We start from the raw sequence: 24253 nt of genomic DNA, 5'->3' as shown, positions 1-24253 counted from the left end.
GTCAGTCCGGCCCGCGGCTCACGGGGTCGGCTCGGGCTCCTCGTCCGCGTCCGGTCGCAGGACGACCTGGGCGCTGCCCTGCAGGGACTCCTCGCCCTCCGGCGGGTCGTCGGCGTACGTCGCCACGAAGACGGCGGCGACGTCCGGGTCCTGCGCGTGCGCGGAGTCCAGCGGCGGGACGTTGATCTGGCCCGAGCAGCCGGCGGAGCCGGACTGCGGGTGCCCGTGCTGGTCGTGCCCGAGGATGTAGGACACGGTGATCCGCGCGCAGTCGACGGGCTGGTCGTCCTGGACGTCGACCGTGAACGTCACGGGCTCGCCGTAGTCGAACGACCCGTCGACGGGCTCGACCGTCAGGGTCACGACGGGGGCGGCGTTGCCGACCCGTACCTCGACCGACGACGCGGCCCAGCGGCCGGTCTGGTCCTCGACCCGCAGCGTCGCCCGGTAGACCCCGTTCTCCGCGTAGGTGAACGTCGGGTCCTCCTCGGTGGAGTCGACGACGCCGTCGGCGTCGAAGTCCCACGCGTAGCGCAGCCGGTCGCCGTCGGCGTCGATGACGTCGCTGGTGAACGCGACGGTGAGCGGCGCGAGCCCGCCCTCCGGGTCCGCGGACACGTCGACCTCGGGAGAGCGGTTGCCGCGCACGAAGTCGATGCGCGACAGCTGCGCGTCCGGGTTCTCGGAGAAGAAGCCGTCGCCGTACTCGAGGACGTAGAGCGCGCCGTCCGGGCCGAACTCCATGTCCATCGGGTTGTCGACGATCCCGGTGTAGCCGAACTCGCGGATGTCGGCGAGGCCGCCGCGGCGGTCGAGCCGGAACTCGCGGATGATGTCGCGGCTCCACTCGTAGAACAGCACCGCGTCGTCGTAGTAGCTCGGCCACTTGATGCGCGACGGGTTGCGCCCGGCGAAGTGGTACGCCGGGCCGGCCATCGGCCCGATGCCGTCGCCGCCCACCGCCGTGCCGTTGGGCGACTGCTCCGGCGGCACGACCTCCGTGGGCCCGAGCTCGGGGAAGAAGGGCGACTCGTCGTACGAGTACCAGACCTGCGGCCAGGCGACCGGGGGCGCGTACCGGCGCCCGGCGCTGGTGAGGACCGTGTCACCCACGCGCGTGTCCACGTTCCAGCGCGAATCGTTGAGCGGGCGGTTGCAGGTGAAGTACGGCCCCGACTGCTCGGTCTCGAAGTCGTAGTCCCGGTACGGGATGGTCGGCGTCACGCAGAACGGCCAGCCGAAGTTCGCCGGGCGCGTGACGTTGATCCACCGGCCGTGCCCGGCCGGGCCGCGCGCGGGGTCGGCGTCCGGCGCGTCCGGGGAGTAGTCCGCCACGTAGACCTCGCCGGTCTCGCGGTTGACCTCGAACCGGAACGGGTTGCGGAACCCCATCGCGTAGATCTCCGGCCGGGTCCGTGCCTGGCCGGGGCGGAACATGTTGCCCTCGGGGATGGCGTACCCGCCGCCGGGGCGGACCCGGATGCGCAGGACCTTGCCGCGCAGGTCGTTGGTGTTCGCCGAGGTGCGGCGCGCGTCGAAGGCGGGGTTGCGGTACTCCCGCTCGCCCTCCTCGTTCACGCGGACCCGGTCGTCGAGGGGCGCGTAGCCCTCCGAGGCGAACGGGTTCGTGTCGTCGCCGGTGGACAGGTAGAGGTTCCCCCGGCCGTCGAAGGCGATCTGGCCGCCGACGTGGCAGCAGATGCCGCGGTCCTGGGTGACGTCGATGATCTGCTGCTCGGAGTCGAAGTCGAGCTCCCAGCCGTACTCGCGCGCCGGCGTCGCCGGGTCGTCCGCCCGGTCGACCAGCTTGAACCGCGAGAGCCGCAGCGGGCCGCGGAACGCCGCGAAGTCCTCCGGCGTGCCCCACTCCGGCGCGTCGCCCTCGTTGACGAGCGGCGACTCCGGGTCGTCCTGCGGGGTGTCCATCGCCGGCGAGTAGTAGACGTAGACCCACCCGTTCCGGCGGAACTGCGGGTCCACGGCGATGCCCTGCACGCCCTCCTCGTCGTGCAGGTAGAGCCCACCCGGGTGGTCCTTGAAGTCCGCGACCAGGGTGCTGAGCCCGGTGAGCGGGTCGTTCATGAAGACCTCGCCGGTGCGGGCCGAGTAGAGGACCCGGCTGTCCGGCAGGACGGCCAGGCTCATCGGCTCGCCCGGCTCGTCGTCCAGCGTGACCTTCTGGAAGCGCTCGGGCGCCGGCGGCTGGCCCGCGGGGACCCCGCGGTCCGCGCTCGCCACGGGTGGCGCCGCGAGCAGGCCCCCCACGGTCACCGCTGCGCACAGCAGTACTGCTCCTCGTCGCATGGGCGGACTCCCTCTCCGACGGCTCTCGTCCCCCGACTGGCCAGGCAGTAGCGCCGGAGGACGACGGAGGGAGGCCCCGTACAGAGCACGCGGGTCACCCGCAGTACCGGCGTCCTCGACGGTACGCAGGGGAAGGTAGACCTCGGACCGACCGGTGCGTAACCCCTCCAGCCCCCCTGTCTCGGACGAGACTGCTGCCATGCCGTCCGGCACGGGCGCAGACCAGCACGGGACCGGACGAACCGACCCGCCGGCAGCTACTCCGGCAGCAGGTCCAGGCGGTCGTAGCTCTCCGCCAACGCGGTCGCGACGAAGGTCCAGCCCTCGACCAGCCCCGGCAGCTCCGGTGCGTCCAGCCCCCGTGCGGCGGCCTCCCGCCGCTCGGCCTCGAGGTGCGCGACGACGTCGCGTGCGTACCCCACGAGGGCGGCGACCGCGTCGGGCTCGAGCGCCGGGGGCTCCGGGAAGGTCTCCACGGCACCGAGCCTGCCCCATCCGGGACGGCCGGACCGATGAGGACGGGCGGGTCGCGCGGTCATGGTCATGCCCCACACCCGTCCCCCGGAGGTCCCCGTGCCCCAGGCCACCACCGTCCGCGGCGCCCTCTGGGCCGCCGCCCACGCCGAGCGCGCCGCCCTCGCCGACGACCTCGAGGGGCTCGACGCGGCGCAGTGGGCGACGCCCTCGCTGTGCGGGCGGTGGACGGTGGAGGAGGTCGTCGCGCACCTGACCGCGGCCGCGTCGGTCGGCCGGCTGCGGTGGCTCCGGAGCATGGCCGGCGCCCGGTTCGACGCCGACCTGCACAACGACCGGCGCCTCGCCGAGCACCGCGGGGCGACGCCGGCGCAGACCCTGGAGCGGTTCCGCCGCGTCACGACCCGCACGACCGGCCCGAGCGGGCACACCGCGGCCTGGCTGGGCGAGGTGGTCGTGCACGCCCAGGACGTGCGGCGCCCCCTCGGCCTCCCGCGCACCCCGCCGGTGGGGGCCGTCACCCCGGTCGCCGCCTTCTTCGCCGGGCGGGACTTCACGGTCCCCGGGCGCAGCACGGCGCAGGGCCTGCGCCTGGAGGCGACCGACGGGCCGTTCGCCGCCGGCGCCGGTCCGCTCGTGCGCGGCACGACCCTCGCGCTGGTCATGGCCATGGCGGGGCGGCGCGCGTACCTCGACGACCTGGAAGGCCCCGGTGTCGCCACGCTGCGCACCCGGCTCGCCGACGGCTGACGGCCCGACGCCCGGCCTGTCGATCGGGCTCGGCCAGGATCGTCATGGTGGCGTGGACCGGGCCGCAGGGGCCCGGCGCGACCCGAGAGGACGTCCCCGATGCGCTACACCCTGGTGCTCCACTGGCCCGAGGCGACCACCGAGGAGCTCGGCGAGGAGGCGATGGCCGAGGGGCAGCGCGCCTTCGCCGCGTACGGCGCCGCGCTCGAGCAGGCGGGCGTCCTGCTGTCCGCCGAGGTCCTGCAGCCGTCCGTCGCCACGACGACGGTCCGCGCCGGTGACGGCGGGCTGCTCGTGCAGGACGGCCCGTTCGCCGACACGAAGGAGCAGCTCGGCGGGACGGTCGTCATCGACGTGCCCGACCTCGACGCGGCGCTGGAGTGGGCGCGGCGGGCGCCCAACGCGGCGTGGGGCGCGGTCGAGGTGCGGCCCGGGGCGACGTACTGGGCCGACGGCTCCTGGCGCCCGAACGCGTGAGCCGCGCGGACGCCCACGCGGCGGCGGAGCGGGCGGCGCGGGCGTCGTACGGGCGCCTCGTCGCCCTGCTCGCCGCGCCGTCCGGCGACGTCGCGCTCGCCGAGGACGCGCTGGCCGCGGCCTTCGAGCGGGCCCTGGCCACCTGGCCGGCGGCGGGTGTGCCGCGGAACCCGGAGGGGTGGCTGCTCACGGTCGCCCGCAACCGGCAGCGCGACGTGTGGCGCTCGCCGGCGCACCGGGGGAGCGTCGCGCTCGTCGCCGCCGCCGAGCAGGGGGCGGACGCGCACTCGCCGCTGGACGACCTCGACCCCGACGCGCTGCCGGACCGGCGCCTGGAGCTCCTGTTCGTCTGCGCGCACCCGGCGGTCGACCCGGCGGTCCGCACGCCGCTCATGCTGCAAGCGGTGCTGGGCTTCGACGCCGCGCAGGTCGCCGCCGCCTTCCACGTGCCCGCGGCGACGATGGCGCAGCGGCTCGTCCGGGCGAAGCGGCGGATCCGGGACGCGCGCATCCCGTTCGCGGTGCCGGGCCGCGCGGCGATGCCGGAGCGGCTGCCTGCGGTGCTCGAGGCGGTGTACGGCTGCTACGCCATCGACCGGTCGGACGAGGCGCACCACCTGGCCGTCACCCTCGCCACCGCGCTGCGCGACGAGCCGGAGGCTTGGGGGCTGGCGGCGCTCGTGACCCTCGCCCGGGCGCGGGCGGGCGCGGCCCCGCCGGGGGCGTACCTGCCGCTGGACGAGCAGGACCCGCGGACGTGGGACGGGGCGCTGGTCGCGGAGGGGGAGGCCTACCTGCGCCGAGCGACCCCCGGCCCGCTCGGCCGGTTCCAGTGCGAGGCCGCGATCCAGGCGGTGCACTGCGCGCGGGCCCGGACCGGGACGACCGACTGGGCGGCGCTGCGGACCCTGCACACCGCGCTGCAGCGCCTCGCGCCCACCCTCGGCGGGGCGGTCGCCCTCGCGGCAGTCACCGGTCGGGTCGACGGCGCGGCCGCGGGGCTCGCCGCGCTCGACGACCTCGCCGACCGGGGAGAGCGCTTCCAGCCGTGGTGGGCGACCCGCGGGCACCTGCTGACCGAGGCGGGGCGGCCGGCGGAGGCCGCGGACGCGCTGGGCACGGCCGCGGACCTGGCGACCGACCCGGCGCAGGCGGAGCACCTGCGGCGGCGGCGGGACGCCCTGCGTCGACTCGGCCCGGCTCCTGCCTGACCCGGGCGCGCCGGAGCCCCCGGCCCTCGCGGGAGGACCGGGGGCTCCGGGGTGCGTCAGCGGGCGACGCGGGTCAGCGCGGTGTCGACGTTGTCGCGCGGCGCCGGGTCCGCCGTCCGCGAGGCCACGGCCCCGAGGGCGGCGACGACCCGGCCGCGCGGCGCGGTGACCCTGCCGGTGAGGGTGAAGGTGGCGGAGGCGCCGGGCGCGAGGGACGGGACCGTCCAGCGCGTACCGCTGACCTTCGTGCCGGCCACCGTCACCGTGCCCGTGCCGGCGCCGCCGGTGGCCGACGCCTGCTTGACCCCGGACGCGGCGAGGACGGCGGTGACGCCCTCGGCCGCGGTCGGGCCGTCGTTGCGGACCGTCAGGGTCCAGGTGCCGGTGGCCCCGGTACGCAGGCTCGCCGGGCCGGTGACGTCGGCCTCCAGGTCGGCGGCGACGCGGGTCACGACGACGTCGAAGGTGCCCGGCGTGGCCCGGTTCCCCCGGCTGTCCTGCGCCGTGCAGGTCACCGTCGTCGTACCGAGCGGGAAGCGCGATCCCGAGGCGGGGGCGCAGGTCGGCGCGATGCGCCCGTCGCGGGTGTCGCCGGCCTCCGGCAGCGCGTACGCGACCCGGGCGGACGTACCGCTCGTCGTCACCCGCACGGCGTCCCGCGCCGCGATGCGCGGCGGGAGCACGTCGGCCGGGCGCGGGGCGAGCTGCGCCGGGTCGACGGTCCCCCAGTACGCCGGGGCGGCCTGCAGGTCGTCGTCGAACGGCAGCGGCTCCTCCCAGGGCCGGGCCGCGGGCCAGGTGCGCAGCCAGCTGCGGGCGTTGCTGATGCCCCAGAAGGTCACCGACTCGACGGACGCCGCGTGCCGGCGCAGCATCGCGAAGAGGTCGCGGTAGTAGTAGCCGACCTCGGTGGCCGCCTCGCCCTCGGGCATGGCGGGGGAGTGCTGCGGGACGGTGCCGTTCGAGACGTCGGCGCCGTTGTTCTCCTTCGAGTCGCTGACGTCGAGCTCGGTGATGACCTGCAACAGCGACGGGTCGAGCCGCTCGACGGCGGTGAGGGAGTCGTCGAGCCACTGCACGGGCCGGGCGAAGTCGACGTGGGCCTGGTGCCCGACGCCGTCGATGGGCACGCCGCGGGCCTTGAGGGCCCTCACCAGCGAGAGGTAGTCGGCCCGCTTCGCCGGCATCTCGGTGTTGTAGTCGTTGATGAACAGCTGCTGCTGGGGGAAGTACCGGTCCGCGAGCCGGAAAGCCTCGTCCACGAAGGTCTCGCCGAGCACCTGGAACCAGCGGCTGTCCCGCATGTCGTGCGGGTTGGCGGTGTCGCCGTCGGCGATGACCTCGTTGACGACGTCCCACGCCCAGATCGGGCTGTCGCCGTCGGGGTAGCGCGCGTCGATGTGGTCGGCGATCCCCTTGATGTGCGCCTCCATGCGGGCGCGCAGGATCGCCTGGTCGGCCGGGCTGCTCGTGAGGTCGCGGTCGCCGTCCTTGAAGAACCAGGCCGGGGTCTGCGAGTGCCACACGAGGACGTGGCCGTACACCTGGGTGCCGGTGGCGTCGGCGTAGTCGAGCAGACGGTCGAGGTTGGCGAAGGTGAACTGCCCCTCGACCCGCTGCACGCTCTCGGGCTTGCCGTCGTTCTCCGGCGTGAACGCGTCGAAGTGGCGCTGCAGCAGCGCCGACGGGCGCCCCACGGTCTCGCGCTGGTCGATCGCGACGCCGACGTGCTCGAAGCCCTGCGCACCCAGCACGTCCTTGAGCGGCGGCACGTCCTGCACCGGCGTCTCGACGACGCCGCGCAGCGCGAAGTCGTCGACGAGGAAGTCGACGCCGGCGTCGCCCTCGACGTAGACCTGCGCGGTGTCGACCGGCGCGCCGAGGGTGTACGTGCCCTTCAGCTCGGTCCACGCGTCGGCGGTGACCACGCCGCTGGCGCCGCCCACGTTCTCGTACGCGGTGGGGGTGCCGGCGCGGTCGCGCTGGACCGACACCCGCAGCGAGGCGGGGGCCTCGCCGGGCGCCAGCTTCACCCAGACGCTGACGCTGACGGTCTGCCCGACGGCCAGGCCCTCGGTGACGTCGCGGGTGGGGCCCTGCCAGGACTGCAGGCGGTTCGTCACGGCGAGGCTCGCCGAGCCGCTGCGCGCGTCGGCGGTGGTCGTGGCGACCTGCGCGTCGCCGCGCGGGCCCCAGCCCTCGAGGCCGGTCTCGAAGCCGCTCGACAGCGCGGTGCCGGTGCCCGGCTCGACCGGGGCCGCCGCCTCGCCGACGATGCGGACGTCGTCGACGTAGAGGTCCTGCGTGGCGTCCGGGCTCTCGAGGTAGAGCTCGAGCTGGCTGACCGCCGTGGCGTGCGTGTAGGTGCCGGCGACCCTGGTCCACCCGCCGTCGCTGACGGGGACCTGCCAGGCCACGGTGTCGTACGCGGTCGTGCCGCCGGTCGGCGTCCGGGCGACGCTCGCGGTGACGACGTCGGTGCCGCTGCCCTCGGGCAGGCGGACCCACGCCTCGACCTCGTACGTCCCGGCGTGCATGACCTCGCGGGCGTCGAGGCCCGGGCCGTGCCAGGTGTCGGTGCGGCCGGTGACGGCCAGGCCCTGCTCCCCGGTGCGCGCCGCTGCGGCGGACACCGCCAGCTGCGCGGTGCCGCGCCCGGCCCAGCCGCCGGTACCGTCCTCGAAGCCCGTCGCGTAGACGGTGCCGGGTGCGGCGGTCGCGGCCGGCGCCACGAGCGCCAGGGGTCCCACCAGTCCGAGCAGGGCGATCCCCGCTCCACGTCGTCGTGCCATGCGCTCGCGCTCTCCTCGCACAGTCGTCGCCCTCGACAGGCCTGCGGTGCCCGCGTCTCGGAACAGTTCCGAGAACCGACCGGGAACTTCCGGAAGTGCAGCACGGTGCGGTCCCGCCGTCAACAGGTGGCGGGCCACGGGCCCGGATCGGTCAGGAACGGAGAAGCGGCGGGCACCGCGGCGCCCTTAGCGTCGGCAGCGACCGGTCCGAACCACCACGACGGGGGCAGCGATGAGCCGTACCGACGGGAGCACGACGAGCAGCGGTCTCTCCGAGCGCGAGCTGGCGGCGGTGCGCGAGCGCGCCGCGGAGCTGCGGCAGGAGTCCGGCTCCGGCGGCAAGGGCGCGAAGGGCGCGAAGGACGAGGCCGCCGTGCTCGCCAAGATCGAGCAGATGGCCGAGCCCGACCGCAGCACCGCGCTGCGCCTGCACCGCCTGGTCGCCGACGCCGCCCCGGACCTGCGGCCCAAGCTCTGGTACGGCCAGCCCGCGTACGCCCGCGGCGGCAAGGTCGTCTGCTTCTTCCGCAGCGGCCAGGACGACGGCGAGCGCTACTCGACGTTCGGGTTCACCCCCGAGGCGCGGCTCGACGACGGCAGCGGCGCGTGGCCGACCTCGTACGCCGTCGCGGACCTCACCGAGGCGGCCGCCGAGGCCCTCGCCGCGCTCGTCGCGCGGGCTTGACCTTGACCCTGGGTCAACCCCGCACGCTCGCCGCATGGCGACCACAGACCTGCAGCCGGAGCCCGGGCCGGCGATCCACGTCCGGGGCCTCGAGAAGTCGTACGGCGACCTGCCCGTGCTCCGCGGCGTCGACCTCGCCGTGGAGCGGGGCAGCATCGTCGCGCTGCTCGGCTCCAACGGGGCCGGCAAGACCACGCTCGTACGGATCCTGTCCACCCTGCTGCGCGCGGACGCCGGGTCGGCCCGCGTCGACGGCTTCGACGTGGCGACGCAGCCGTACGACGTGCGGGAGTCCATCAGCCTGACCGGGCAGTTCGCCGCGGTCGACGGGGTGCTCAGCGGGCGGGAGAACCTCGTGCTCGTCGCGCGGCTGCGGCACCTGCCGGCGCCGGGGCGCGTCGCGGACGAGCTGCTGGCCCGCTTCGGCTTGGCGGATGCGGCGCGGCGGCGGGTGGCGACGTACTCGGGCGGGATGCGGCGCCGGCTCGACCTGGCGATGAGCCTCATCGGGGACCCGCCGGTGGTGTTCCTCGACGAGCCGACGACCGGGCTGGACCCGCAGTCGCGGCTCGAGGTGTGGCGCGCGGTGCGGGGGCTGGCCGAGCAGGGGCGCACGGTGCTGCTGACCACGCAGTACCTCGACGAGGCCAAGCAGCTCGCCGACCGGGTCGCGATCCTGCACGGCGGCCGGGTCATCGCCGAGGGGACGCCGGCCGAGCTCAAGCGCCTGCTGCCGCCGGCCAGGGTCGAGTACGTCGAGAAGCAGCCGACCCTCGAGGACGTCTTCCTCGCCGTCGTCGGCGGCGAGAGCGCGGAGGGCTGAGACATGGCCAGGCACCCGGTCGCCGACACCACCGCCCTGCTGGGCCGGTCGCTGCTGCACATCGCTCGCAGCCCTGACACCATCATCACGACGGCGGTCATGCCGATCGCCTTCATGCTGCTGTTCGTGTACGTCTTCGGCGGCGCCATCGAGGCCGGCGACGGCCGCTACGTGGACTACCTGCTGCCGGGGATCCTGCTCATCACCATCGCCTCGGGCGTCTCCTACACGGCGTACCGGCTGTTCCTCGACCTGCAGGGCGGCATGTTCGACCGGTTCCGGTCGATGCCGATCGCGCGCTCGTCGGTGCTGTGGGCGCACGTGCTGACCTCGCTCGTGGCCAACCTCGTGTCGGTCGTGGTGGTCGTGCTGGTCGCGGTGCTCATGGGCTTCCGCTCGGGCGCGGGCGTGCTGGCGTGGGTCGCGATCGCGGGGATCCTGGCGCTGTTCACGCTGGCGCTCACGTGGCTCGCGGTGGTCCCGGGGCTGACCGCCGGGTCGGTCGAGGGGGCGAGCGCGTTCTCGTACCCGCTGATCCTGCTGCCCTTCGTCAGCTCGGCCTTCGTGCCGACGGAGAGCATGCCGGGGCCGGTGGCGGCGTTCGCGGAGAGCCAGCCGGTCACGTCGATCGTCGACGCGACGCGCGGCCTGTTCGCGGGCGGCCCGGTGGGCGCGGACACCTGGACAGCGCTCGCCTGGTGCCTCGGGCTGCTGCTCGTCGCGTACGGCGCCGCGATGCTCGTCTACCGCCGCCGGACCGGTTGACGGGCCGGGGAGGCTGGGACCGTGCTGACGATCGGCCAGCTGGCGGCCTACACCGGAGTGACGGTGAAGGCGGTGCGCCACTACCACCGGGTCGGGCTGCTGCCGGAGCCGGAGCGCGACGGCTCGGGCTACCGGGCGTACGACGCGCCGGCCGTCGTGCGGCTCATCCGGATCCGCACCTTGGCCGAGGCGGGCGTGCCGCTGGCCCGGGTGCGCCAGCTGCTCGACGCGGACGAGGCGACGTTCGCCGAGGCGACCGCCGACATCGACCGGCAGCTGCGCGAGCGGCTCCGCGCGCTGCAGGAGCACCGGCGGCGCATCGCGGCCCTGCGCAGCGGCGACACCCTGGCCGTCCCCGCCGAGGTGGTCGACTACCTCGACCGGCTCCGCGCGGTCGGGGCGCCTCCGCAGCTGCTGCAGGCCGAGCGCGACGCCTGGATCCTCGTCGCCGCCCGCTGGCCCGACTCCGTCCCCGCCTTGATGGCCGACAAGGTGGCGCAGCTCGAGGACCCGCAGGTCGTCGAGCTGTACGGCCTCCTCGGCCGCCTCGCCGACGACGGGCAGGACGAGGGCCTGCTGCGGGACATCGCCGACCGGATGTGCGCGCTGTACGAGCGCGCGGCGGCCAGCGGGCATCTGGCCCTGCAGGACGAGGTCATGCCCGACCCGGCGTTCGTCGCGCTCATGGACTCGTTCGCGGAGCAGGCGCACCCGGCCGTCGGGAGGCTGCGGGAGCTCATCGCGGAGCGGGGGTGGACGGGGTGGACGCGGGTCGAGCGGCTCGACGGGGTCGCAGCGGGCTGCTCGCGACGTCCGCTGGGGCCGTCTCGCCTCGCTCCGGCGCCGCCGGGCTGACAGGCGCAGGAGCTCCGAGGCGGGTACGCCGCGGCCGCTCGGACCGTGCGGCTCCGCCGTCCCTGCTCGGTTCTGCATCGAGACGGACGCGCCGCGAAGCGCGGTACGACGCCCTCTTCTGCCGATGAGCGGCCGTTGCGGTATCGCTCGTCGGCGACAGGCTCGCGCTGGCAGGCCAGCGAACCAGAGCCTGGCACAACGACCGGCAACACTGGGCACATGAGCAGGGAGGCACGCCGAACGGCGGGCAGCCCGGCATTACTAGATGTGCTCTTGGCCTGGACCGCTATGCGCTAGGTCCCGTATACCTGTCGCTGGCACACAGGACGACAAAACGGGAGACAGTGACCCACCAGGCCGCTTCTAGGCCGCCCGCCTCGGAGTCACACGGATACGGGCCGGGCGATTGTCGGCAGGCGGCCCAAGGTCGTGATCGGGCTCGTGGGGGCGCTCGGCACCGATCTCGACCCGGTCGAAGCGGCGCTGTCGGACTGGCTGCGGTTGGTCAACTACGAGACCGAGCCGCTCCGGATCAGCGAGCTAATCTCGCGTCTGTACTCAGCAGCGAAGAGCCGATTCGAGTGGAGAGAACCTACTCTTTGTGACGCCGCCCCTTCCTGCGTCTATTCTTCCTTCCATGAACGGGACGCGCAGGCCTTGGTCCGGCACTATCGCCGTGGGCCGGCGACGGGTGAAGTGCTGTTGAGTCGACGGACGAAGCGCTCTCGTCCTTGGCCTGCAGTCGTTCGAGCATAACCCGCACGGATTCGAGAACGGCATTCACCTGCGCCAGAGCTGGCGCTGGACTGCTTCCCATGGTCTCTCCTAGGCGGTGAAGGGCTACTCCATAGGGCCAGACTGCCATCCGAAGTATTATGTATTGCTGTTCGAGTGTCACCACCATGGCGTCCTGCGCCACGGTGAAGTCGTCTAGGCCGTATTCCTCACCATGTGCGAGGGCCGACAGCGCGCGGTAGGCCTCCTCGCCAAGCTCCCGATCCGGGAAACACGCCTCGACCGCGGAAAGGGCGTTCGCCTTCCCCTGCTTCTCGAGGGTAGTAGGCCACTCCTGCTTGTCCCAACCGACGTCATAGCCCTCTGCTGCAAGTCCTTTGGCTTCCTCGCGAGCTATCGACTGCAGTTCGACTTTCATGCTAGGTCGCAGAAGTACGGCGGCTCGCAGGCCGCTCCAGCGGTCGGCGTAGTAGCGAGCCGCTACAAGACGCAGGTCTGCAGGTTGCAGCAACCACATGGCTAGAGCGGAGATTTCAACTACTGACCGAGCCACGGCGAACATGGCACTTACTCGCTTCGCTGCCAGCGCCTCACCAAGAGCCCCGAGCATACCTTCAGCCAAACCAATTCGGCGTCTAGCCAAACGGCGTGCCCCGATGAGCCCTGACCCGCCGTATGTGTCACCCCAGTCTGGCGGGAGAGGGCTCTCCCGCAACGTCGCCAACCCGGTCTCCGGCAGGGATGCCAGGGTCTCGCTGATGGTCTCGGGTGCGTCTGCCAGCCATGGAATTGCTTCTACGGTCTGGCTGATGGCCAAAAGGTCGTGTACGTTATCGTCACCCTCGGGAAGTGTGCGGGACCAACACTCCCGCTTCTCAGCCGTGCTCAACTTCCGCGGCTTGAGGTCCTCCAGCACCCGCAACCGACGTCCAACCAGCCGTACAACGCGTGCCGGATGCCAGTCGTCTTCCTGATTCTCTAATAGGATGCGTCGACGCTGCAGATCCTCCATGGTCATGGGTGTGGCTTCGAGCTCAAAAGCGTAGGTAGCCGGCCCGTGGACCTCATAGCGAGCTGGTGGGATCACGGTCGTCGTTCCACACTCCGCGCATGGCAAGTCCGCGATGGGAACACGAACAACCAGCGTCCTAAGCTCGGCATCAAGGTCCTCGTTACCCTCGGAGAAGTTACTCTCCTGCAAGCGATCGCAGGACGTACAAACCGCTGCTACTCGTGGTCGCACGACAACCTCCGTTGGCTACCGGTTGATGAGATTCGTTGTCGCGGCCGTGAGGATGGCCGTCACGGCTACAGTCGTGCTTACGCGCCAGCGTCTTCTTGCAGTATCGTTGGCGCGGAACTCGGATCGCTTGAACGGCGCGATCAACACCCCCGACACAGAGTGATTCATGAAGGCGGCGACACCCGCCATGGCAGCAAAGCCACTGAGCCAGAGGGGCACCTCGACAACAGGCTTCCCCGTCGTCGTGAAGAACGAGGCGACCGCCATGAAGATGGATAGCGCCGCAAGGAGGGGCAGAAACCAAGCGACGGGCCCTAGAACCGAGTACCAAACCTTCAGGGACCGATCCGTTTGCGTCTGAACGTACGACTTATTATTCTCAGCCGTGGCCATCGCAACTGCATCATCTTTGTTCTGCACAATCACTTGCGCGATCTCCTTGTGCAGCTCTACCCGCACCCGAGTTGTCTCCAGGGTCAGGTTGTTGAGCGCATCCTTAGGCAGGGTTACCAGATCGGCCAAGTCTGCCACGATGATCCGGTTACGAGACTGCTTGACGACATCGAACGGCCTGCGGTAGGGGGCTCTACTAGGAAGTGCACTGAGTAGCAGTCGTTCTCGCAGCGGAAGTCTGCTCCAGTAGGACTCTCCGTCCTCTCGCAACATGGTCACGATCCGCTCCAGGTCCTCGAGGAACAACCTTCTGTTCCTGATTCGCAGATGCTTCGGTCCTGCACCGAACTGAAACGTCGTGTTCCCTGGCTTGGCGTTCCGAATGACCATGCTGCGAAACTAGCACCCACCACCCAGGAGATCGGCGATAGGCGCGGGGCGAGAATTGCTACCACTGCCGCGTTGCGGGCGGCCGCCGCTCGCCCGGTTCTGCCGCGTTGAGGGCGGCTCCGCTCGCCCGGTTCTGCCGCGTTGAGGGCGGCTCCGCTCGCCCGGTTCTGCCGCGTTGAGGGCGGCTACGCTCGCCCGGTTCTGCCGCGTTGAGGGCGGCTACGCTCGCCCGGTTCTGCCGCGTTGAGGGCGGCTACGCTCGCCCGGTTCTGCCGCGTTGAGGGCGGCTACGCTCGCCCGGTTCTGCCGCGTTGAGGGCGGCTACGCTCGCCCGGTTCTGCCGCGTTGAGGGCGGCTACGCTCGCCCGGTTCTGCCGCGTTGAGGGCGGCTACGCTCGCCCGGTTCTGCCGCGTTGAGGGCGGCTACGCTCGCCCGGTTCTGCCGCGTTGAGGGCGGCTACGCTCGCCCGGTTCTGCCGCGTTGAGGGCGGCTACGCTCGCCCGGTTCTGCCGCGTTGAGGGCGGCTACGCTCGCCCGGTTCTGCCGCGTTGAGGGCGGCTACGCTCGCCCGGTTCTGCCGCGTTGAGGGCGGCTACGCTCGCCCGGTTCTGCCGCGTTGAGGGCGGCTACGCTCGCCCGGTTCTGCCGCGTTGAGGGCGGCTACGCTCGCCCGGTTCTGCCGCGGTCCGCGCGGCTACCCGGTTCTGCCGCGTCGTGACCGTGTCCACCAGCAAACACCCTGCCTCGGTCGAGGCCGGCTCACCGCGGCTCAAGGCCGGGGTGGCTGTCGCCCCGAACGGCAAGCGCAACCCGTGCCCCGCCGGTCGCACCGTCGATGACGTCGCGCGGGCGCGATCCGTCACGATGGAGCGTGCATGACACCCGGCGACTGGTCACCTCCATCGATCTCGATGAGGCGGCAGAAGCAGCCCTCGATCAGCATCGTGAAGTGTCGATCTCGGCGCTGCTCGAACTCGAGCTCGTCAGCGGGCGGCGGCTCACCCTCCTCGACGACCGGGGCTGGTCCTCTGGCGGCCCCGACAGCATTTGGTCGCACCTGTCGCTGCAACAGCTGGAGGAGACCGCGCGCGCGGTCGTCGGGCCCGACGAGCCGCCGGAGGGGCGCTCTTACGAAGAGGAAGCTGCGCTGCACTGGGCCCACCTGTCGAAGATCGCGCACAGGCAGGGGGTGCCCGTCCAGGCGGGCGAGCTGGCGGCGCTGCCGCACGACGTGCACATCAGCCCCAGGATCCGAGCGCGGCTGACCCTCTAAGCGTCACGAAGCGGATCGACGGCGTCGCAGCGCGGTCGCCCTTTCGTCATCAACCCCCGCGGCTCGGCCAAGAGGACGATCCTCACAGCGTGAGGGCGACTACACCCGCCCGTCCTGCCGCGGTCAGGGCGGCTCCGCTCACCCCGTTCTGCCGCGTTGAGGGCGGCCCCGCTCGCCCGGTTCTGCCGCTCTGCGGGCGGCTACGCTCGCCCGGTTCTGCCGCTCGACCGACCGCGGCACCTTCGCCCTGGGGTCGTCCTATGCCGCCGAGCAGCCCGTTACCTGGTGCTCCCAGATAACGATGTCTGCGACACGTAGGAGGGTGAGCCGCGGGCCTTCGGGCGGCTGGTGACGGTGCCGCCACGCATCGACGAGAGCCCACTGTTCCCCAAGATCCGACTGAAGCCGGGGCCAGAAGCGTCCGGGCGCCCCCCGCCCGCTGGGCGGGCGACCGAAGTAGAACGCGAAGACCTGACTGTCGTAGACGGGCACGAGGTCGGGTCGCTTTCGATGCAGCACCTTGCTAACTGACACAGCAGTCCACCAAGGCACGTGCTCCGAGGCGATCATCGCTCGACGCACCGTTGCCCATGGGCTGGCGGGGTCAGCGAGGTCGAGTTCGAGAAAATCGACCGGCGGGAGATCGAGCACCGCCTGCATACACCGGCGCAGCTCGGCATGCGGCCCAGCGGGCTGGAAGAGCGGGACGACGTTGTCGAAAGTCAGGCGTAGAGACAGGAGCGTCGGCGCCAAGCAGTCGAGCGGCGTCAACGTGTCAGGCTCGCTCGGCTGGTCGTACGTCCAATAGGCCCGGCCGCCGGTGGGATCGAGGTGGTCGTCGAGGTGGCGGTCGCCGCAGGGTCGGAGTTCGGACACGCTGCGGAGTGCCGACAGTGACATGACTGCCATGGTGCCCGGACTTGGGTGCGCAACGGTGGTGGGCCGGTTTCGGTCCCCCCGGCGTCCCGAGCCGGATGAGCGCTGCGGCTGAGATCTGGCCACGCTTCGGCACCTGAGCGTCAGGCCGCTGACGCAGCGGGCGGACGACGCACGCTCATGCCGCGGTCCGCTCGGCCACCCGGTTCTGCCGCTCTTAGGGCGCCTACCTACTCGTAGGGTCCGTGCCGGCCAGCTTGACGAGGCCCAGACCTTCTTGTCCCTCTACTTCGACATGCAGGGTGTACGACCGGTCACCACGGTGCAGCTCGGCCCACGCGGTCACCTCGTTCACGTCACGAGGTCCTGTGAGGCGCCACTCCTCCGACGACCACCTGGCAAGCTCCAGCGCCGAGGCCTGGGAAACCACGGTCGGCTGCTGCCAGAAGTAGACACGGAAGGCTGGCGAGTCGACCTCCCAGCAGGTGTCGCGAGGGTCAACAGGCGCCGCGTGCATGAGGCGAGCAGGTCACTCTCCTGCCGCGGTCCGCGCGGCTACACGGTTCTGCCGCGGTCCGGGGGCTCCTCGTCCTGCGCGCTCCCATCGTCCCCAGGGCATCCGGTCCTCCCCGGTCGGTGAGCCTGGGTACTCGAGCCGCTCGATCGCGCTGGTCGTGCACGCGCGTGCCCGGTCAGCGGCATGGCGGGCGGATTGTCGAGCATGACGACTTCAAAGAGCACTTCGGCGTTGACCCAGCACTGCTGCGCCTTGCGGTGGCGGCGCACCTCGCGCGGTACAAGGGCGAATCCCGCGCGCACGTCGCGTCCGACCTCAGGATCTACCTGTCCTGGTGCGCGGACCGCGGGACGGACCCGCTCGCTGCGCGTCGGGTGGACCTCGAGCTGTACGCGCGGTGGATGCAGGAGGTGCGCTGCCACCGCCCGTCCACGGTCTCGCGCCGCTTCTCGGTCCTCGCGGGCTTCTACCGGACCTGTGTCATCGACGGCGTACTCGAGCACTCGCCGGCCGAGTACGTCCGCCGGCCGAGCGTCCCGCCCAAGTCACCCACGCTCGGCTTGTCGCACCTGCAGCTGGAGGCGCTGCTGGCCACCGCCAGGGACAGCACCAACGACAACGACTTCGCCCTGGTCTGCCTGCTCGGCCTGCTCGGGCTGCGGGTCTTCGAGGCCTGCGGCCTCCGCTTGAGCGACATCGGCGAGGAGCACGGTCACCGGGTCCTGCGCGTCGTCGGCAAGGGCGGCAGGACCGTGCTGGTGCCGATGCCGCCAGCCGTCGCCCGCGCGGTCGACCGCGCCGCCGCACGACGAGACGCCGGCCCGCTGCTGCGCAACACGCGCAACGGAGCGATGGACCGGCACGCCGCGACCCGCCGACTCCGCGCCCTCGCCAGGACGGCCGGAGTGCAGCTCCCGCGGATGCACCCGCACATGCTGCGACACACCTTCGTCACCACGATGCTCGACGCTGGCGTCGATCTGCGCGACGTGCAGATCGCCGCCCGGCATGCCGACCCGCGCACCACGATGCGCTACGACCGCGCCCGCCGAACCTCGACCGCCACCCGAATTACATCCTGGCCGCCTACATGTCCTCTGGCACCTGACGGGGCAACTCCGGAAGAAGCAGCGCAATCTCACCTGAGCCTGGCCGAGGCTCCGGGAACTCCTTTACGGCCGCGGCCTGCCCTGACGCCCGATCTCAGGCAGGCTGCACATATGCCGGTCGGTGACTGCGAACGCGCCTTCGCTGCGGCGGCGGCCGAGGACGAGGTCGAGCTCGTTCGGAGTCGGTTGCCATGGCTGAATCAGCGCGGCCACCTCGGGCTACCCGTCGAGCTCGACAGCGTCACCCCGGTACTGGAACGGATCTTCCTGGCACTCGGCGGGGTGCTGTCCGAGCAGGCTGGCAAGCGGCTCACGCCGTTGCCGGGCGACTTCCTGCAGCCGCAGTCCGGTGTTCTCGTGGAGATCGACGAGCCTCAGCACTTCACCAGCTACCGCCTACTGACCTTGGAGATGTATCCCGCTGGAGTGGCTCTGGGCTACGACCTCGAGCACTACAAGGCACTGTGCCGTGCGTGGTCCGCGCGCTCGGACAAGTACAGAGCCGCGAAAGCAGCGCCGGCCTTCGGGCCGGCAGGGCGGCAGCGCCAAAGGGCGTACAACGACGCGCTGCGGGACCTCGCCGCCGCCGCGATGTCCACGTGCGTGGTCAGGGCGGATGCCCCAGACCGAGACGGAGCAGCCGCCTACCAACGCGGTCGATCGCGTCTCCGTGCGGAAGTGGGAACGCGGCTGCCCTAGCGTCAACGCTCCTTGCGGAGCGCAAGACCGCGCGGCCACCCGGTCCTGCCGGGGATGGAGACGGGCATGGCGCCTGAACCGTTCGCCATGGAACGTCTCGTCGCGTCGGGCCACGTCCGCAGGACGTGGGGCTCCCGCTCCACCGCTCAACCTGCAGTGCCCCCCAGGCCGGGGAGGGTCGCGGCGCGCAACTGGTCCACCGCCGGGCCGTGGGTGCCCCGGAGCGCCGGTTCGTCGGTGACGCGTGCCGCCTGCACTGGCACCGATCGCGGAGAACGCTGGAACCGGCTGCGGACCTCCTCGATCAGCAAGGGGTGCGAGCCCCACGTGCCTCCCAGGATCACGACGGCCGGGTCGGTGAGCGCGACGACCGCAGCGAGCACACCGCAGACCCCTCGTACGAGGACATCCCGGGCGGCGCTGCTCGTCACCCCCTCGTCGAGGAGCTCGAGGACCCTGTCGACCGCGATGGCCGTCGAGCCGTGCTGGCGCAGGCCGAGGGCGGCGAAGACCTCGGTGAACGCGACCGCCTGCCCGTGAGGTCCCCAGGTCACCAGGTGGGCGACCTCGCCGGCCAGGCCGCGGTGCCCGCGCCGTACGTCGCCGTCGCTGACGACCGCGCACCCGAGGCCCTCGTCGAGGTACAGGTAGACGAAGTCGTCCAGGGGCTCGGGGTCGGCGGCCCGCTCCGCCCGCGCCGCCCAGTTGACGTCGTTGTCGACCAGGACCGGCCCGTCCACCAGCGGGGCGAGCACGTCCGCCGGGGACAGCTCACCGACGAGGAAGGGCGCGTCGGGCAGGTGCACCAGCCGTCCGCTGGCGCGCTCGACCGGGTCGGCGGCGCTGACGACCGCGAGCCGGAGCGGGCCGGGCGCCCCCTCACCCAGTCGCCGTACCGCTGCCCGCAGGCGCTCCGCCACCTCGTCGGGCCGGGCAGGGCGCTGCAGCTCCTCCTCGGCCCTGCCCAGGACCGTGCCGCGCACGTCGAGGAGCTCGGCGACGACCCCCTGCGGCGCGATGCTGATGGCGGCGGCCGTACCGAGGCCGTCGGACAGCGCGTAGTAGGTCCCCACGCGCCCCCGCCCCCGGGTGCGCTCGCCGGTGTCGCGCAGCAGCCCCGCCGCGGTCAGCCGTCGCACGCTCTCCCCGGCCGTGGGCTTGGAGAGCTGCGTCCGCACCGCCACCTCGGCCCGGGTCAGGCGCTCCTCGTCGAGGAAGGCCCGCAGGACCTGGGCGTCGGTCGCCGACCGGACCAGGTCCATCGACGGCCTCGGGGTGCTCACGGACCGACTCTAGTCAAGGGCCTTGCCCAACGCGCCGACCTGGCCTACCGTCGTACCAGTAAGGAGTCCTCACCAAAGGAGCTGGTCGTGACCCTCGCCCCCGAAGCCCCCGGCACGTCACCCTCCTCGCTGCCGCCGCTGCCGCACTGGGAGTCCACCCCGGACGACCTCAAGGGCGCGATCCGCGAGATCAAGAACGCTCTGCGTGCGCGCATCGCCGCGTCCGGCCGCAGCGTCGAGGAGGTCTTCGCCGTCGTCGAGCAGCAGCTCGAGGCCAAGGTCGCGGAGGTGGAGGCCGCCAAGGCCGCCGGTGACAGCGTCTGGCCGGTCATCGACTACGCCGACATCGAGGACGGCACCGTGAGCGCGGACCAGCTGGCCACGCTCCGGGCCCGCGGCTGCCTCGTCGTGCGCGGGCACTTCCCCCGCGAGCAGGCCCTCGCCTGGGACCAGGACATCGTCGACTACGTCGAGAGCAACCACTTCTTCGAGGACTACCGCGGCCCCGGGGACGACTTCTTCGGCAGCGTCGGCTCCAAGCCCGAGATCTACCCGATCTACTGGTCCTCCGCGCAGATGCAGGCCCGGCAGAGCGACCGCATGGCCGCGGTCCAGCGCTTCCTCAACGCGCAGTGGAAGAGCACGTCCGACGGCGTGCAGTGGTTCGACCCGGACCGCGACTCCCTCTACCCCGACCGCATCCGCCGCCGCCCGCCCGGCGCGGACTCCGGGGGCCTCGGCACCCACAACGACCCCGGCACCCTCGACCTGTGGATGACCGCGGCGTACCAGAAGGCGTTCCGGCACCTGTTCGACGGCAGCGTCGAGCAGTACGACCCGTGGGACGCCGCGCACCGCACCGCCGGTCCGCAGTACCCGGGCACCACCATGTGCTCCGCGTTCCGCACCTTCCAGGGCTGGACAGCGCTGTCCGACATGGACCACGACCAGGGCGTCCTGCACACCGTGCCGATCCCCGAGGCGATGGCCTACCTCATGCTGCGCCCGCTGCTGCCCGACGTCCCCGAGGACGACATGTGCGGCGTCACCGTCAACCGGGTGTTCCCCGCGACCCAGAAGTGGCACTCACTGCTCCTGCGCGCCGTCACCACCATCCCCGACGTCACGGCCGGCGACTCCGTCTGGTGGCACTGCGACATGATCCACGGGGTCGCCCCGGTGCAGGACCAGAAGGGGTGGGGCAACGTCATGTACATCCCCGCCGCCCCCTGGTGCCCCCGCAACGAGGAGTACGCCGCGTCCGTGCGCGAGGCGTTCCTGACCGGGTCGAGCCCCAGCGACTTCCCGGAGGAGCACTACGAGCGGGACTGGGACAACCGGTTCAGGCCCGAGGACCTCAACGCCACCGGCCGTCGCGGCCTGGGCCTGGTCTGAGCGACCGCCGGCCGGGTCGCCCAGGAGCAGCGCGAAAAGCAGGTGCCAGCCCTCGTGCCCGGGCCTAGCGTCCGTACGTGCCCTCGCGACTGGCCGCCCTCGCGCTCGACGCGCACGACCCCGCCCGCGTCGCGCGGTTCTGGGCGGCCCTGCTCGACCGCCGGCCGGTCGAGGACGCCCGCGGCGTGCTGCTGCCGGGCTCCGACACCCAGGTCGGGCTCCGCTTCGTCCCGAGCCGGTCCGAGCGCACAGGCCGGGACCGCGTGCACCTGCACCTCACCAGCGCCGCCGACGGCGACCAGCAGCGGACGGTCGAGCGGGCCCTGGCGCTCGGCGGCCGGCACCTCGACGTCGGGCAGCTCCCCGAGGAGGGGCACGTCGTCCTCGCCGACCCCGAGGGCAACGAGCTGTGCGTCATCGAGGCCGGCAACGCCTACCTCGCCGGCTGCGGCCCGCTCGGCGAGCTCGCCTGCGACGGCACCCGCGCGGTCGGGCTCTTCTGGTCCGCTGCGCTGGGGTGGCCGCTCGTGTGGGACCAGGACGAGGAGACGGCCATCCAGTCGCCGTACGGGGGGACGAAGGTCGCGTGGGGCGGACCCCCCGTCGCGCCCCGGCACGGGCGGGACCGGCAGCGGCTCGACCTGGCCGTCGTCGGCGGCGACCTCGCCGGCGAGGTCGAGCGCCTCACCGGCCTGGGCGCGACCCGGCTGCGCGACCTCGACGACGGCACCGTCGAGCTGGCCGACCCCGACGGCGGGGAGTTCGTCCTCGCACCCGACGAGGCGTGAGCATGCCCCCGCCCGGCGTCACCCTACGGCCCATGACGCAGGAGGAGTTCGACGCCTGGCAGGCGGAGGTCGCCCGCGCGTACGCCGACGAGCAGGTCGCCGCCGGCAACTGGCCCGCCGACCGGGCGCTGCAGCTCGCGCAGGAGGGGCAGGCCGGCTTCCTGCCCGACGGCCTCGCGACCGAGGGCATGCTCCTGCTGAACGGCGTCCTGGCCGACGGCACCGTCGTCGGTCGGGTGTGGGTCGGCCTGCGCCACCCGCGCGACGTACCGGACTGCGCCTTCCTCTACGACCTCGAGGTCGACGCCGGGCACCGCGGCCGCGGGCTGGGGCGGGCGCTGCTGGAGGGCGCCGAGCGGGCCGTACGCGCCGCCGGCGTGGGTGCGCTGGAGCTCAACGTCTTCGGGGACAACGCGACCGCGATCTCCCTCTACGCCTCCGCCGGCTACACCGTCACCCAGCAGCAGATGCGCAAGCGCTTGCCGCACTGACCGGCGTCGTGCGTGGCGGTCTTCTCCTCCTGCTCTCACGCTGCTGTCATCCGCCGGGCCCAACCTCAGGGGTGTCAGCGCACCGACACCCCAGGAGCCCCTCCATGCGCACCGTCAGCGTCCTCGCCCTCACCAGCCTCGCCGCCGCCCTGTCGGTCGGCGTCGCCGCACCGGCCGCCGCCGACGAGCGGGTCTGCCGCGGCGCGCTCGGCGCCGTCACCGTCGACGACCTCCGCGTCCCCTCCGGCGCCACCTGCCGGCTCACGAGCACCACCGTGAAGGGCACCGTCAAGGTCGAGCGCGGAGCCACGCTCGACGCGCGCTCGATCCGCGTCGTCGGCAACGTGCAGGGGGAGGGCGCCCGCTCGGTGCGGGTGCTCGGGTCCCGGGTCGGCGGCAGCATCCAGGTCAAGCAGGGCGTCGGCGCGTTCGTGCAGAAGACCCGCATCGACGGCGACCTGCAGTACGACGAGATGCGCGGCCTGCTCACCGCGAACGCCAACACCGTGGGCGGCAACACCCAGATCGTGAAGAACACCGGCGGCGTGCAGGTCACCGGCAACCGCATCGACGGCGCCCTGCAGTGCAAGGAGAACCGCCCCGCCCCCACCGGCTCCGGCAACGTCGCCCGCGAGGGCAAGGAGGACCAGTGCCGGCGGCTCTGAGCTGAGCGGTACCCGCGCGCACCGGCCCGGCAGGGCACGGTCGGGCCGGGCGCGCTACGCCCGCAGGACCTTCTCCATCGCCTTGCCCTTGGCGAGCTCGTCGACGAGCTTGTCGAGGTAGCGGATCCTCTGCATCAGCGGGTCGTCGATCGACTCGACCCGGACGCCGCAGATCGTGCCGGTGATCGCCGACGCCCGCGGGTTCAGCTCCGCGGCGGCGAAGAACTCCTCGAAGGTGGTGCCGGTCGCGAGGTGGTCCTGCAGCGCCGCCTCGTCGAAGCCGGTCAGCCAGGTGATCACCTGCCGGAGCTCGGCCTCCGTACGGCCCTTCCGCTCGACCTTGTGGACGTAGTGCGGGTAGACCGACGCCACGCTCGTCGTGAAGATCCGGTGCACGGCGCGATCGTAGGCCCGGTCGTCACGGCCCGTCCCGGCTCCGGTCACCTCCACGCGCCCGGGCCACGGTGGCGCGGGCCGGCGCGTCGGCCGGCGAGCAGGCGGCCCGCCAGCGCCGGCACGCCGCCGCCGACCGGGCGATCGTCCCCGAGCGCTTGGTCCTGCCCGACCTGCGCAGCCGGGCGAGCATCGACGCCGCCGACCGGCGGTACGCCGCGCGCCAGGCCCGCGACTGACGCCGCCGGGCGGTCTAGCGTGACGGCCGTGACCGCCAGCGACACCCCGTGGGAGCCCCCGCTCGCCGGGACGGAGGCCGAGCACCTGCTCGGCGCGCTCGACCGCCTGCGCACGACGTTCCGGTGGAAGGCCGACGGGCTCGACGCGTCCGGCCTGGCCACCCGGGTCGGGGCCTCCACCCTCACCCTCGGCGGGCTGCTCAAGCACCTCGCCCTCGTCGAGGACTTCACCCTGACCACCAAGCTGCGCGGCGAGGCGCCCGGCGAGCCGTGGCGGAGCGCCGACTGGGACGCCGACCCGCGCTGGGACTTCAGCTCCGCCGCGCACGACACCCCCGACGCCCTGTACGCGCTGTGGGACACCGCCGTCGAGCGGTCCCGGGCCCGGCTCGACGCGGCCCTCGCCGACGGCGGGCTCGACCAGCCCGCGCACGTCGGCGGCCCCGACGGGCGGGCCAGCCTGCGCCGGCTGGTCTGCGACCTCGTCGAGGAGTACGGCCGGCACACCGGGCACGCCGACCTGCTCCGCGAGGCCGTCGACGGGCTCGTCGGGGAGGACCCGCCCGCCGGCTGGGCGCCGTCATCCCCCGCCGACCCTCCGCGCGCCAGGGCGTGACCACCACGGCC

At 72.7% G+C, this 24253-nt stretch carries 23 protein-coding genes; 15 read left to right on the top strand and 8 right to left on the bottom strand.

The features are described 5' to 3' along the window. Nucleotides 1–18: 18 nt before the first annotated feature. Both D5H78_RS13005 and D5H78_RS13000 read right to left on the bottom strand, forming a co-directional pair. Nucleotides 19–2304 (bottom strand): PQQ-dependent sugar dehydrogenase, encoded by a 2286-nt coding sequence (locus tag D5H78_RS13005; protein WP_119950932.1) that lies wholly within the window; start codon nucleotides 2302–2304, stop codon nucleotides 19–21. A gap of 257 nt (nucleotides 2305–2561) precedes the next feature. Next, nucleotides 2562–2780 carry a hypothetical protein gene (locus D5H78_RS13000; protein WP_119950931.1) on the bottom strand — a complete coding sequence of 73 codons (219 nt, stop codon included), beginning with the start codon at nucleotides 2778–2780 and terminating at the stop codon, nucleotides 2562–2564. 97 nt (nucleotides 2781–2877) lie between these two features. Here D5H78_RS13000 and D5H78_RS12995 point away from each other — a divergent pair, with 97 nt between their 5' ends. The 3 genes from D5H78_RS12995 to D5H78_RS12985 all read left to right on the top strand — a co-directional run bounded on the left by D5H78_RS12995 (nucleotide 2878) and on the right by D5H78_RS12985 (nucleotide 5216). After that, nucleotides 2878–3528, top strand: coding sequence for a maleylpyruvate isomerase family mycothiol-dependent enzyme (locus D5H78_RS12995; protein WP_218566573.1), 651 nt, complete (start codon nucleotides 2878–2880; stop codon nucleotides 3526–3528). Between the two features lie 99 nt (nucleotides 3529–3627). Beyond that, nucleotides 3628–4005 (top strand): YciI family protein, encoded by a 378-nt coding sequence (locus D5H78_RS12990; RefSeq protein WP_119950930.1) that lies wholly within the window; start codon nucleotides 3628–3630, stop codon nucleotides 4003–4005. Next, entirely contained in the window at nucleotides 4002–5216 is a 1215-nt protein-coding gene (locus D5H78_RS12985) for an RNA polymerase sigma factor (protein ID WP_119950929.1), read from the top strand. Before D5H78_RS12990 ends, D5H78_RS12985 begins: the two co-directional genes overlap by 4 nt. A gap of 56 nt (nucleotides 5217–5272) precedes the next feature. Here the strand turns inward: D5H78_RS12985 and D5H78_RS12980 are convergent, their stop codons facing one another. Continuing rightward, complete coding sequence (locus D5H78_RS12980) at nucleotides 5273–8008, bottom strand: endo-1,4-beta-xylanase (RefSeq protein WP_119950928.1); 2736 nt, start codon at nucleotides 8006–8008, stop codon at nucleotides 5273–5275. A 232-nt stretch (nucleotides 8009–8240) separates the two neighbouring features. On the opposite strand from D5H78_RS12980, the gene D5H78_RS12975 reads away from it, so the two are divergent. From D5H78_RS12975 to D5H78_RS12960, 4 genes are read left to right on the top strand one after another with little or no spacing between them, the layout of a single operon-like run. Beyond that, nucleotides 8241–8693, top strand: coding sequence for a DUF1801 domain-containing protein (locus D5H78_RS12975; protein WP_119950927.1), 453 nt, complete (start codon nucleotides 8241–8243; stop codon nucleotides 8691–8693). 34 nt (nucleotides 8694–8727) lie between these two features. Further along, a complete protein-coding gene (locus tag D5H78_RS12970) occupies nucleotides 8728–9516 on the top strand; it encodes an ABC transporter ATP-binding protein (RefSeq protein WP_119950926.1) in 789 nt (262 codons plus the stop codon). 3 nt (nucleotides 9517–9519) lie between these two features. Further along, nucleotides 9520–10281, top strand: a complete 762-nt coding sequence (locus tag D5H78_RS12965; protein WP_119950925.1) for an ABC transporter permease — start codon at nucleotides 9520–9522, stop codon at nucleotides 10279–10281. A gap of 21 nt (nucleotides 10282–10302) precedes the next feature. Then, a complete protein-coding gene (locus D5H78_RS12960) occupies nucleotides 10303–11136 on the top strand; it encodes a MerR family transcriptional regulator (RefSeq protein ID WP_119950924.1) in 834 nt (277 codons plus the stop codon). A gap of 592 nt (nucleotides 11137–11728) precedes the next feature. On the opposite strand, the gene D5H78_RS19105 is transcribed toward D5H78_RS12960, so the two are convergent. Together D5H78_RS19105 and D5H78_RS12955 are read right to left on the bottom strand one after the other, a co-directional pair. After that, nucleotides 11729–13072: a hypothetical protein gene (locus tag D5H78_RS19105; protein WP_133412059.1), complete on the bottom strand. Its 1344-nt coding sequence runs from the start codon at nucleotides 13070–13072 to the stop codon at nucleotides 11729–11731. Between the two features lie 57 nt (nucleotides 13073–13129). After that, nucleotides 13130–13813 carry a hypothetical protein gene (locus tag D5H78_RS12955; protein WP_119950923.1) on the bottom strand — a complete coding sequence of 228 codons (684 nt, stop codon included), beginning with the start codon at nucleotides 13811–13813 and terminating at the stop codon, nucleotides 13130–13132. Nucleotides 13814–14769: 956 nt separating this feature from the next. Here D5H78_RS12955 and D5H78_RS12950 point away from each other — a divergent pair. After that, entirely contained in the window at nucleotides 14770–15171 is a 402-nt protein-coding gene (locus D5H78_RS12950) for a hypothetical protein (RefSeq protein ID WP_218566572.1), read from the top strand. A 258-nt stretch (nucleotides 15172–15429) separates the two neighbouring features. Here D5H78_RS12950 and D5H78_RS12945 read toward each other — a convergent pair whose 3' ends face one another. Beyond that, nucleotides 15430–16071, bottom strand: a complete 642-nt coding sequence (locus D5H78_RS12945; RefSeq protein ID WP_119950921.1) for a DUF6308 family protein — start codon at nucleotides 16069–16071, stop codon at nucleotides 15430–15432. A 660-nt stretch (nucleotides 16072–16731) separates the two neighbouring features. On the opposite strand from D5H78_RS12945, the gene D5H78_RS19795 reads away from it, so the two are divergent. Next, nucleotides 16732–18372: a tyrosine-type recombinase/integrase gene (locus D5H78_RS19795; RefSeq protein ID WP_218566571.1), complete on the top strand. Its 1641-nt coding sequence runs from the start codon at nucleotides 16732–16734 to the stop codon at nucleotides 18370–18372. Between the two features lie 146 nt (nucleotides 18373–18518). On the opposite strand, the gene D5H78_RS12925 is transcribed toward D5H78_RS19795, so the two are convergent. Continuing rightward, entirely contained in the window at nucleotides 18519–19655 is a 1137-nt protein-coding gene (locus D5H78_RS12925; RefSeq protein ID WP_119950918.1) for an ROK family transcriptional regulator, read from the bottom strand. A gap of 87 nt (nucleotides 19656–19742) precedes the next feature. Here D5H78_RS12925 and D5H78_RS12920 point away from each other — a divergent pair, with 87 nt between their 5' ends. The 4 genes from D5H78_RS12920 (at nucleotide 19743) to D5H78_RS12905 (ending at nucleotide 22994) form a co-directional block, all read left to right on the top strand. After that, nucleotides 19743–21050, top strand: a complete 1308-nt coding sequence (locus D5H78_RS12920; RefSeq protein ID WP_218566570.1) for a DUF1479 domain-containing protein — start codon at nucleotides 19743–19745, stop codon at nucleotides 21048–21050. Nucleotides 21051–21127: 77 nt separating this feature from the next. Further along, nucleotides 21128–21838: a VOC family protein gene (locus D5H78_RS12915; RefSeq protein ID WP_119950917.1), complete on the top strand. Its 711-nt coding sequence runs from the start codon at nucleotides 21128–21130 to the stop codon at nucleotides 21836–21838. 32 nt (nucleotides 21839–21870) lie between these two features. Next, entirely contained in the window at nucleotides 21871–22329 is a 459-nt protein-coding gene (locus tag D5H78_RS12910) for a GNAT family N-acetyltransferase (RefSeq protein WP_218566569.1), read from the top strand. Between the two features lie 104 nt (nucleotides 22330–22433). Next, nucleotides 22434–22994 carry a hypothetical protein gene (locus D5H78_RS12905; RefSeq protein ID WP_119950915.1) on the top strand — a complete coding sequence of 187 codons (561 nt, stop codon included), beginning with the start codon at nucleotides 22434–22436 and terminating at the stop codon, nucleotides 22992–22994. 54 nt (nucleotides 22995–23048) lie between these two features. On the opposite strand, the gene D5H78_RS12900 is transcribed toward D5H78_RS12905, so the two are convergent. Beyond that, complete coding sequence (locus D5H78_RS12900; protein WP_119950914.1) at nucleotides 23049–23390, bottom strand: DUF2200 domain-containing protein; 342 nt, start codon at nucleotides 23388–23390, stop codon at nucleotides 23049–23051. Between the two features lie 68 nt (nucleotides 23391–23458). Here D5H78_RS12900 and D5H78_RS19380 point away from each other — a divergent pair, with 68 nt between their 5' ends. Both D5H78_RS19380 and D5H78_RS12895 read left to right on the top strand, forming a co-directional pair. Next, complete coding sequence (locus D5H78_RS19380) at nucleotides 23459–23626, top strand: hypothetical protein (RefSeq protein ID WP_165865728.1); 168 nt, start codon at nucleotides 23459–23461, stop codon at nucleotides 23624–23626. 28 nt (nucleotides 23627–23654) lie between these two features. Then, nucleotides 23655–24242 carry a mycothiol transferase gene (locus D5H78_RS12895; RefSeq protein ID WP_119950913.1) on the top strand — a complete coding sequence of 196 codons (588 nt, stop codon included), beginning with the start codon at nucleotides 23655–23657 and terminating at the stop codon, nucleotides 24240–24242. Nucleotides 24243–24253: the final 11 nt, after the last annotated feature.

The sequence above is a fragment of the Vallicoccus soli genome, assembly GCF_003594885.1.
GTDB classification, from domain to species: domain Bacteria; phylum Actinomycetota; class Actinomycetes; order Motilibacterales; family Motilibacteraceae; genus Vallicoccus; species Vallicoccus soli.
The sequence above is the reverse complement of the archived record's forward strand: the minus strand, read 5'-3'. Positions and strand labels throughout refer to the sequence as shown.